The organism is Pseudoalteromonas sp. CR1, from assembly GCF_019392235.1.
GTDB lineage: Bacteria > Pseudomonadota > Gammaproteobacteria > Enterobacterales > Alteromonadaceae > Pseudoalteromonas.
Map to the genome: position 1 here is coordinate 1 of NZ_JAHXRM010000201.1, position 277 is coordinate 277.

1 protein-coding gene is annotated in these 277 nt (G+C 56.0%); it reads left to right on the plus strand.

Features of this window, described 5'->3' with window-relative positions:
- A partial coding sequence (locus KZZ04_RS19105; RefSeq protein ID WP_257903688.1) for a toprim domain-containing protein occupies nt 1–277 on the plus strand: 277 nt, incomplete at both ends.

The window sequence follows — 277 nt, forward strand, 5'->3', positions numbered from 1 at the left end:
CTGGTGGAAGGTGACTCTGCTGGCGGTTCCGCCAAGCAGGGTCGTAACCGTCGCACCCAGGCGATCCTGCCGTTGAAAGGTAAGATTCTCAACGTAGAGAAGGCCCGCTTCGACAAGATGATTTCCTCCCAGGAAGTCGGCACCTTGATTACGGCGTTGGGCTGCGGCATTGGCCGCGATGAGTACAACATCGACAAGCTGCGCTACCACAACATCATCATCATGACCGATGCTGACGTCGATGGTTCGCACATCCATACCTTGCTGCTGACCTTCT